The sequence below is a fragment of the Micromonospora sp. AB353 genome (assembly GCF_049538395.1).
In the GTDB taxonomy this organism is placed as follows: domain Bacteria; phylum Actinomycetota; class Actinomycetes; order Mycobacteriales; family Micromonosporaceae; genus Micromonospora; species Micromonospora aurantiaca.
The window spans coordinates 1-8,936 of the sequence record NZ_JBMVFV010000136.1 but is presented as its reverse complement, the minus strand read 5'-3'; the positions used below and the strand labels follow the sequence as shown (position 1 = coordinate 8,936).

The following is an 8,936-nucleotide window of genomic DNA, read 5'->3' as shown; positions in this document are numbered from 1 at the left end:
GTCCGGGCGTTGCGGGCCGTGCCGGTCCCGGCCGCGCTGATCGTGCTTGTCGCGCTCTCCGGCGTGGTGCTGGGCCGGGTGTACGCGGACCCGCTGCTGACCCGGCTCATGGCCGGCGCGGCCGCCGGCTCGGTGCTGGTCAGCGTGGCCGCGCGGCGGCTGCCGTCCTGGCTGGTGGCGCCGCTGTCGGTGGCCGCGCTGACCGGGTGGACGCTGCTGTCGCTGCGGCTGGCCGCCGTACACGCGGCGCTGCCGGGCGGGCTCGGCGAGGTGGCCGCCGACGCGGCCCGCAACGCGATCCCCCGGCTGCTCACCGCGATGATCCCGGTCGAGCCGGCCCCGGACACGGTGCTGGTACCGGTGGTCGCGGCGTGGCTGGCCGGGCTGACCGCCGCCGAGGTGGCGCTGCGCGCCGGGCGGGTGCTGCTGGGCTACCTGCCGCCCGCGCTGCTCTACGCCGGCGCGCTCTACGTGGTCGGGCCGAACGCGGATCCGGCGATCGGCCCGACGGTGCTGTTCGCCGCCGTCGCGGCGGCCGGCCTGGCGACGCCCGGGCGCCGCGACGGCCCGGCGCCCGATCCGGTCGCCGGTCTGACCCCTGCGGTACGCGCGGCGGTGCGGCTGCGGCTGGTGGCGGCGAGCGCGGCCGGGCTCGCCGTGGTGGTGGTGCTGGCGGCGCTGCTCGCCCCGGTGGTGGCCGCCCAGGTCGACGAGCGACCCGTCGACCCGCGCCGCTACGTGGAGCCGCCCCGGGTGGAGTCGCTGGACGAGAACCCGCTGATCCGGATCTCCGGGTGGGCGCTGAACCCGGACCAGCGGCTGCTCGACGTGCGTACCACGGGGGGCGCGGCCGGGGACGGGTCGCCGCGGATCCGGCTGGCGGTGCTCAGCGACTACGACGGGGTGACCTGGCGGGTCGGTGCCACGTACCGCAACGCGGGGCGGATCCTGCCCGCCGCCGAGCCCGCCCCGGACGCGGCCACCGACGAGGTGCGCCAGGAGATCACCGTCGGCGACCTGACCGGGCGGCTGCTGCCGGCGGTGCCCACGCCGCGCGAGGTGACGGGCGCGCGGGTGGCGTACGACCCGGCGACCGGGACGCTGATCCGCCCGGAGGGGCTCGCGCCGGGGCTGCGGTACGAGGTGTCGTCGGTGCGGGAGCGCCCGGATGCGAACCTGCTGCCCACGGCGAACGTGCCGGCCGGGGACGAGGTGGCCCGGGTGCTGCGGGTGGCCGACGGGGCACCGGAGCCGGTGCGCCGGCTCGCCACGCAGCTCGCCGAGTCGAACGGCGCCCCGTACGCGCGCGCCGACGCGATCGCCACGTTCCTGGCCGAGCACTACCGGGTGACGGCCGACGCGCCCAGCGGGCACGCGTACCCGAACCTGGCGTTCTTCCTGTTCGGGCCGCGTAACGGCGGCGGGCAGCGGGGCACCTCGGAGCAGTTCGCCGCCGCGTTCGCGGTGCTCGGGCGCCTCGCCGGCCTGCCGACCCGGGTGGTGGTCGGGTTCGACCCGAAGGGCGACGGTCCGGTGCGGGCGGCCGACGCGTACGCCTGGCCGGAGGTGCTGTTCGACGGCGTCGGCTGGGTGCCGTTCGACCCGATGCCGCGTCCTGATGAGGAGCCCCGCCCGGTGGAGGAGGACTTCCGGCCGCAGCCGGAGGACCCGCCGCCGTCGGAGGTGCCGGCGCCCACCGAGGAGCCGAGCGCGACGCCCCCGGCCGCCGCACCAGCACCCGGCCGGGCCGAGGGCGGGCTCGGGACGCCGGTGCTGGTCGCCGGCGGCGTCGGCGGGCTGGCGTTACTGGTCGGCGCGGTGCTGGCGGCCCTGTACGCGGCGCGCCGCCGGTTGACCCGCTCCCGCCTGGACGCCGCCGACCCGGGCGAGCGGGTCGCGGGCGCATGGCGGGAGCTGACCGACGCACTGCGGCTGGCCGGGCACCCGGCCGGGCCGGACCTGGCGGCGGCGGAGGTGGCCGAGCGGGCCCGCCGGACACTCGCCGAGGCCCGCGCGGCGCGGTCCGGAGCGGACGCGGCCGGACCCACGGAGCGGCCCGGGGACGGCGCGGCCGGGCCCACGGACCGGCCCGGAGCGGGCGCGGCGGCCGGCGGCCCGGACGAGGCTGCGGTCGACGAGCTGGCCGCCCTGCTCAACCAGGCGGGCTTCGCGCCGGGCAGTGTCACGCCGGAACAGGCGGAACGGGCCGCACGGCTGAGCCGGGGCTTCGGCGACGCGCTGCGCTCGGCCCGATCCCGGTGGGGCCGGTTGTGGTGGACCGTCCACCCGGGGCCGCTGCGGTGGCACCGCTGACCGCACCGGCCGGGCGGCGGCGCGCGGCCCGCTGCCGGCCAGGTTCGGAGGACGCTGCCGCGACGCGCCGGGCTCAGCGGTCGGCGGCGCGCAGCTTCCGGACGAGCTTGCGCAGCCCGGCCTGCCAGCCGTCCGGGTCCTCGGCGCGGCGGCGGGCGTAGTCGGCCACCTCCGGGTGCGGCAGGATCAGGAACCGCTCCTCGGCCAGCCCGGCGACCACCGCGTCGGCGACCTGGTCCGGGGTGAGGATCGCCCCGGACGCGGCGATCACCCGGGCGCCCAGGTGCCCCTCGGCGAGGCCGTCGGCGAGCATCGGGGTGTCCACGCCCTGCGGGCACAACGCGCTGACCCGGATGCCGGCGTCCCGGTAGGTGATCGCCAGCCACTCGGCGAATCCCACGGCGGCGTGCTTGGTGGCGGTGTACGGGGCGTCCCCGACCGCCGTGAGCACACCCGCCGCCGAGCAGGTGAGCAGCAGGTGGCCCTGCCCCCGGCTGAGCATTCCCGGCAGCACCGCGCGGGCGCTGTGCAGGTGCCCGAGCACGTTCACCCGCCAGGCCCGGTCCCAGTCCGCGTCGGGCGCGTCGATGCCGCCGCCGGTGGCGACGCCGGCGTTGGCGCAGAACAGGTCGATCCGGCCGTGGCGGCGCTCGGTCTCCTCGACGAGCGCGCGTACCGCCGCCTCGTCGGTGACGTCGAGCCCGACGCCGCTCGCCACCGGGCCGATCGCGTCGGCTGCGGCTCGGGCCGCGTCGGCGGCCAGGTCGGCCAGGACGATCGCGGCGGCGCCCTCGGCGGCGAACCGGCGGCCCAGCGCCGCCCCGATCCCACCGGCCCCGCCGGTGATCACCACCACCCGGTCGGTCAGGTTCATCTCAGGCCGCCTTCGCGGGGGCGAGCCGGGGCAGCAGGTCCATCCAGGCCGCCGCGCCGCCCTCGGTGATCTCCGGCGTGGGCAGCACCGCGATGACCGGTACGTCGACGCCGTTGTCGGCGTACCGGCGGACGGCCGCCACGCACTGCTCGGGCGAGCCGTGCAGCACCAGCGCGTCGACCACCTCGTCCGGTACGGCCGCGGAGGCGCCCCGCCGGTCCCCCGCGGCCCACGCCTCCCACATCGGGCCGAGCGAGTCCTGGCGGCCCAGCCACCTGTGGAAGGCCGCGTACGCGGGTACCGTCAGGTAGCCGGTGATCATGCGGCGGCCCAGCGCGCGGGCGTAGGCGGTGTCCTCGGTGGGGCAGACGAAGATGCGGGCGGCCACGTCGAAGCCGGGCCGGCGCTCGCCCACCTCGGCCAGCGCGGTCGGTACGTCGTCGGCGGCCAGCCAGTTGAGGATCACCCCGTCGGCCTCGGCGGCGGCCAGCCGCAGCATGCCCGGACGCAGCGCGGCGAGCAGGACCGGCGGCGGCACGCTGGGCGGGCGTTCCAGCGTGAACCGCCGTACGGCGAACGTGTCGAACGCGCCGTCGACGGTCTCGCCGCGCAACGCGGCCCGCAGGAAGCGCAGCACGTCCCGGGTCCGCTTGAACGGCTCGTCGAACTCGATCGCGTTCCAGTCCCGCACCAGCACCGGCGACGAGGCGCCGACGCCGAGCGCGAACCGGCCCGGCGCGGCCTCGGCCAGCGCGGCGGCGCTCATCGCGAGCAGTCCCGGCCCTCTGGTGAACACCGGCGTGATCGCGGTGCCCAGCCGCAGCCGCGGCGACCAGGCGGCGGCCAGGGCCAGCGGGGTGAACGCGTCGGCGCCGGCCACCTCCGACGACCACACGTCGGTGAACCCGGCGTCGTCCAGGGCCGCGTAGACCGCGGCGTGGTCGGCGAGCGGGATACCGCCCAGCGGCACGGTCATGCCCCATCGGTTCGTCACCCGTCGATGGTGCCCGTCCGGCACCGCCCGGAGCAAGATCCAGGCGGATATGGGTGATCCGCACCGGAGCGCCGGGAAAGAGTGTTACGACTGCCGCATGAGTCGGACCGGGGACGGGGCCCGGCGGTGAGGACCGCCGAGCCGACCGCGCTGCGCTCGTCCGGTGGCGGGCCCGACCGGGCCACGTTCCTGGAGCTCTTCTTCGACCTGGTGTACGTGTTCGCGCTGACCCGGATCTCGGCGCGCGCCTTCGAGGACCTGGTGCTGGAGGGCGGGCAGACCGGCTGGTCGGCGGTGACCGGCGGCGGCAAGACACTGCTGTTGCTGCTCGCACTCTGGGCCGTCTGGCAGGGCACGGCGTGGACGACAAGCCGCTACGACCCGCACCACCTGTGGTTGCAGGTCATCGTGATCACCGCGCTGATCTCGGCGATGGTGATGGGGGTGGCGATCCCGCGCGCGTTCAGCCACGGCGGCCTCGTGTTCGCCGCCGCGTACGTGGTGGCCCAGGTGAGCCGGCCGGCGATCCTCGTGCTGGTGCTGCACCAGCAGCAGTACCGGCGGCTCAAGCTGCGCATGCTGATCACGTTCTGCGCGACGGGTGTGCTCTGGCTGACCGGCGCGCTGCTGCCGGTCAACGCCCGGGTGGTGCTCTGGAGCACGGCGCTGCTGCTGGAATACCTCGCCGCCCGGTTCGGCTGGCCGGTGCCCGGCCTGGGCCGCTCCACGGTGTCCCGGTGGGACATCCACGGCGAGCACCTGGCCGAGCGCTACCAGCAGATCTTCCTGGTCGCGCTCGGCGAGACGATCCTGCTCGCCGGCCTGTCGTTCACCCGCTCCCCCACCAGCCCCGGCATGGTCGTCGCGTTCGCCGTCGCGCTGGCCACCTCGGTGCTGCTGTGGCGGATCTACGTGCAGCGGGCCGGGCAGATCCTGGGCGAGGCGGTGACCCGGGCCGCGCACCCGGCCACCATCGGCCGGTCCGCCGCCGACACCCACCTGGTCATGGTGATCGGGGTGGTCGCCACCGCGATCGGCTACGAGCTGGTCATCGAGCATCCGGCCGGACACAACGAGTTGCCCTGGCTGGCTGTGGTCGTCGGCGGGCCGGCCCTGTTCCTGGCCGGCCGGGCCCGCTTCGAGTACGAGGTGTTCGGCCGCGTCTCCCCGTCGCGGCTGGTGGGGATCGCCGCGCTGCTGCTGCCCGTACCGCTGCTGGTGCGCCTCGCGCCGCTGGTCGCGGCGATCCTGGCCGCGGTGGTGCTGGCGGCGGTGGCGGTGGCCGACGCGCGCCGCGCCTGGGGCCGTCCGCCGGAGGAGGCGGCGACGCCGTTCTGACCGGCGACGCCGGTGCCGGACGCCGCACCCGGCTACGATCCGCGCGTGACCTTCTCGCTCGTCGCCCGCTCCGCCGACGGGCGCCTGTACGGCGTGGTCGTGGCCAGCCGGTTCCTCGCCGCCGGTGCGCTGGTGCCGGCGGCCGAGGCGCGGGTGGGCGCGGTCGCCACCCAGGCGCACGCGAACCTCGCCTACCGGGCGCAGGCGCTCGCGCTGCTGCGTACCGGCGTCACCGCCGGCGACGCGGTCGCCGGGCTGGTCGCCGCCGATCCCGGCCGCGACGACAGGCAGCTCGCCGTGGTCGGGGCGACCGGCGACGGGGCCACCTGGACCGGGCCGCGCTGCCACCCGTGGGCCGGCGGGCAGGCCGGCGACGGCTGGGCCGCGCAGGGCAACATCCTGACCGGCCCGCAGGTGATCGACGCGCTGCGCGACGCCTGGCTGGCGGGCGACGAGCTGCCGTTCCCGCAACGGCTGCTGGCCGCGCTCACCGCCGGTGACGCGGCCGGCGGCGACCGACGCGGCCGGCAGAGCGCCGCGATACTCGTGGTGCAGCGCCACGGCGGCTACGCCGGCACCGGCGACGAGCTGGTGGACCTGCGCGTGGACGACCACGCCGACCCGGTCGCCGAGCTGCGCCGCCTGCTCGGCATCCACCACATGCTGTTCGGCCGTCCCGACCCGGCCACGCTGCGGGATCTCGCCGGCCCGCTCGCGGCCGAGGTGGCCGAGTTGCTCGCCGCCACCGGCCACCCGGTCGGCCCGGCCGGCCTGGACGACGCGCTGGCCGCCTGGACCGGCCTGGAGAACCTGGAGGAACGCTTCGTGCCCGGCCGGATCGACCCGATCGTGCTGGAGCACCTGCGGCGGTGCGCCGGGCGCTGAACCGTGGTCAGCCGCCGAAGGCGAGCCGGCCGATGCCGGCGCGCGTCAGTTCGGCGTGCTCGTCGCCGGTCAGCGGCAGCCGCCCGGTGGCCTTGCGCAGCACGGTGAGCGCGTCCCAGCCCAGTCCGGCCGGCACCGGCACACCGCCGGTGAGCACGCCGGCCACCACGTCCGCCGCGGCCGGGGTCAGCCACGGCGGCCGGTCCAGCGCGTCGGCCAGGTCCAGGCCGTGCACCGCGACCTCCACCACGCGGGTACGGAGGAACTCCGGCAGCGCCATCGCGTCACCGTGGCGGGTGCGTACCACCCGGCCGGGCGGCGCGGCGGCGACCGCCCCGTCGGTGGCGCGCCAGGCCCGGGCGAACTCGTCGGCCACCTGCGCCGCGCCCGGGTGCTCCCGCGCCGCCCGGCGGGCCGAGTCGATGCGGTCCCGGTCGACCGGCGGGCTGAACTTGGCCGCGCCGAAGTAGGCGGCCGCGTCGACCTCGGCGCGGGGCGGCGCGGGTTCGGCGAGCATCAGGGCCAGGCGACCGGCTCCGGTGCTCACGTGCGCGACCAGGTCGCGTACCCGCCAGGGCGGGCACGGGGTGGGCCGGTCCAGCGCCGCGTCGTCCAGATCGCGCAGCACCCGTTCCAGGCGCTCGCACTCGGCCCGGAACGCCTCCCGTACGGCCCGCACCGGCGTCAGCCCTTCCAGCGGGGCACCAGCCGGTGCACCACGACCAGCACCAGTGCCGCCACCACCGCGATCGTGCCGGCGATGCCGGCCGCGCTGCCCGCGTACCCGATGAACAGCGGACGGCGGCCGAGGCTCTCGACGGGGATGGTGGAGCGGTCCACCAGCCAGGACAGCGCCAGCGCGGAGGCCAGCAGGGCCACCACGCCGATGCCGCCGAGCACGGCGCCCGCCATTCGGTGCGCGTCGCCCGGCTCGACCACCGCCTGCTCCCGCTGGAAGACCAGCAGCACCAGTCCGGCGGCGGCGGCCCAGGCGCCGACCACCAGGTACGCGGCGACCGCGTCGCTGGGCCGGTGCCAGCCGGCGGAGAGCGTGGCGACGCCGGCGGCGGCGGCGTACCCGGCGCCGAGGAACGCCCCGGCGACCCGCAGCTTGCGCGGCAGCACCAGGATCAGCGCGATCGCGACCGAGGCGGCCACCGTGGTGTGCCCGCTGGGCAGGCTGTTGCCGGCGGCGGCCCGTTCCGGGTCGATGCCGAAGTCGGGCCGGAGCAGGTAGTGCTTGAGCAGCTGCGTGGTCACGTTCGCGCCGGCGATGAGCAGCGTCGCGGTGACGGCGAGCGCCTTGCGCCCCCGGATCAGCGCGATGAAGCCGATCACCGCGGTCGCGGCCAGCAGCGACACCACCGACATGGCGTTGAGGAGTGTGTTCACCGGATCGTCGATGCGGTCCTGGCCGATCCGGTTGCCGGTGAGCGCCACCGTGTCCAGCCACTGGCCCAGGTCGGTGTGTACGGCGAAGCGCCACACCAGCCCGAACGCGGCTGTCTGGATCAGGGCCAGTACGACCAACCAGACCGCCGTCCAACCCCTCGCCGTCTCCCGCACCCGGACAACTTAACGGTAGGCACGCTCCGGCGCGCGGCGGAGCGCCAGCGGCGGCGGCGTACGGTGAGGCGGGCGATCTCGAGGAGGTGGCGCGTGACCAGCACGCCACAGCGTCAACCGGACGACGGGCCGCGGCCGGAGTCGCTGGCCGACCTGCTCGGCGGCCGGCGCGGGGCGGTGGACGCGACGCTTCCCCCACTCGCGTTCGGGCTCGGCTGGGTGCTCGGCGGCCTCGGCGGCGGCGTGCTCGCGGCGGTGCTGACCGGCACGGCGGTGGCCGGCTGGCGGTGGCGGCGCGGCGACCGTCCCCGCTCGGTGCTGGTCGGTCTGCTCGCGGTCTGCGTGGCGGCGCTCATCGCGTTGCGCACCGGCCGGGCCGCCGATTTCTTCCTGCTCCAGATCGCCGCCAACACGGCCAGCGCGCTGGCCTGGGCGGTGAGCATCGTGGTGCGGTGGCCGCTGCTGGGTGTGGTGGTCGGCACGGCGCTGGGCCAGCGGACCCGGTGGCGGCGCGACCCGGCGCTGCTGCGGGCGTACGGCCGGGCCAGCTGGGTGTGGGCGGCCACCTACGTGCTGCGGGTCGCGGTGTTCGTGCCCCTGTGGTTGTACGGGCACGTGGTCGCGCTCACCGTGGCGCGGGCGGCGCTGACCTGGCCGCTGATCGCGGCGGCGCTGGCGGGTAGCTGGGTGGTGATCCGGCGCTCGCTGCCGGCCGGGCATCCGGGGCTGCGGCACCCGGTGGATCCGGCGGGCACCGACGGTGTGGCGGCGCGCACAGAGTAATGGAGAGGCCGCCACGGGGGGAGCGGCCTCTCCGTCAAATACGTTACTCCGTCCACGGCCCGGATGTGATCCCGTGGACCGCTGATTTTTCCGTGCCTTTTCGCGCCATGGGTCGTCGCCGGGCGGAGTGGTGGGCCGGCCGGTCCGCTGCGTCGGCCGGACGGCCGGCCCACCCGGCCTGAC

8 protein-coding genes are annotated in these 8,936 nt (G+C 76.9%); 4 read left to right on the top strand and 4 right to left on the bottom strand.

Features of this window, described 5'->3' with window-relative positions:
• Positions 1 to 9 precede the first annotated feature (9 nt).
• On the top strand, positions 10 to 2,313 hold the full coding sequence (locus tag ACPCK6_RS28680; RefSeq protein ID WP_423482764.1) for a transglutaminaseTgpA domain-containing protein: 2,304 nt from the start codon (positions 10 to 12) through the stop codon (positions 2,311 to 2,313).
• Positions 2,314 to 2,386: 73 nt separating this feature from the next.
• Here ACPCK6_RS28680 and ACPCK6_RS28675 read toward each other — a convergent pair whose 3' ends face one another.
• Both ACPCK6_RS28675 and ACPCK6_RS28670 read right to left on the bottom strand, forming a co-directional pair.
• Positions 2,387 to 3,187, bottom strand: coding sequence for an SDR family oxidoreductase (locus ACPCK6_RS28675; protein ID WP_423482762.1), 801 nt, complete (start codon positions 3,185 to 3,187; stop codon positions 2,387 to 2,389).
• A gap of 1 nt (position 3,188) precedes the next feature.
• On the bottom strand, positions 3,189 to 4,163 hold the full coding sequence (locus ACPCK6_RS28670; RefSeq protein WP_423482763.1) for an LLM class F420-dependent oxidoreductase: 975 nt from the start codon (positions 4,161 to 4,163) through the stop codon (positions 3,189 to 3,191).
• Positions 4,164 to 4,307: 144 nt separating this feature from the next.
• Between ACPCK6_RS28670 and ACPCK6_RS28665 the strand changes: the two genes are divergently transcribed.
• Positions 4,308 to 5,519, top strand: coding sequence for a low temperature requirement protein A (locus tag ACPCK6_RS28665; RefSeq protein ID WP_423482761.1), 1,212 nt, complete (start codon positions 4,308 to 4,310; stop codon positions 5,517 to 5,519).
• 45 nt (positions 5,520 to 5,564) lie between these two features.
• Entirely contained in the window at positions 5,565 to 6,404 is an 840-nt protein-coding gene (locus ACPCK6_RS28660; RefSeq protein ID WP_423482760.1) for a DUF1028 domain-containing protein, read from the top strand.
• 7 nt (positions 6,405 to 6,411) lie between these two features.
• On the opposite strand, the gene ACPCK6_RS28655 is transcribed toward ACPCK6_RS28660, so the two are convergent.
• Both ACPCK6_RS28655 and ACPCK6_RS28650 read right to left on the bottom strand, forming a co-directional pair.
• Positions 6,412 to 7,083, bottom strand: coding sequence for a maleylpyruvate isomerase N-terminal domain-containing protein (locus ACPCK6_RS28655; RefSeq protein ID WP_423482759.1), 672 nt, complete (start codon positions 7,081 to 7,083; stop codon positions 6,412 to 6,414).
• A gap of 5 nt (positions 7,084 to 7,088) precedes the next feature.
• Positions 7,089 to 7,970 (bottom strand): phosphatase PAP2 family protein, encoded by an 882-nt coding sequence (locus ACPCK6_RS28650; RefSeq protein ID WP_396882932.1) that lies wholly within the window; start codon positions 7,968 to 7,970, stop codon positions 7,089 to 7,091.
• Between the two features lie 93 nt (positions 7,971 to 8,063).
• Between ACPCK6_RS28650 and ACPCK6_RS28645 the strand changes: the two genes are divergently transcribed.
• Positions 8,064 to 8,753 carry a DUF3159 domain-containing protein gene (locus ACPCK6_RS28645; protein WP_423482758.1) on the top strand — a complete coding sequence of 230 codons (690 nt, stop codon included), beginning with the start codon at positions 8,064 to 8,066 and terminating at the stop codon, positions 8,751 to 8,753.
• Positions 8,754 to 8,936: the final 183 nt, after the last annotated feature.

Coding starts and splice junctions, on each gene's coding strand:
- ACPCK6_RS28670 (WP_423482763.1), bottom strand. CDS start 4,163: ATGACCGTGCCGCTGGGCGGTATCCCGCTCGCCGACCACGCCGCGGTC.
- ACPCK6_RS28675 (WP_423482762.1), bottom strand. CDS start 3,187: ATGAACCTGACCGACCGGGTGGTGGTGATCACCGGCGGGGCCGGTGGG.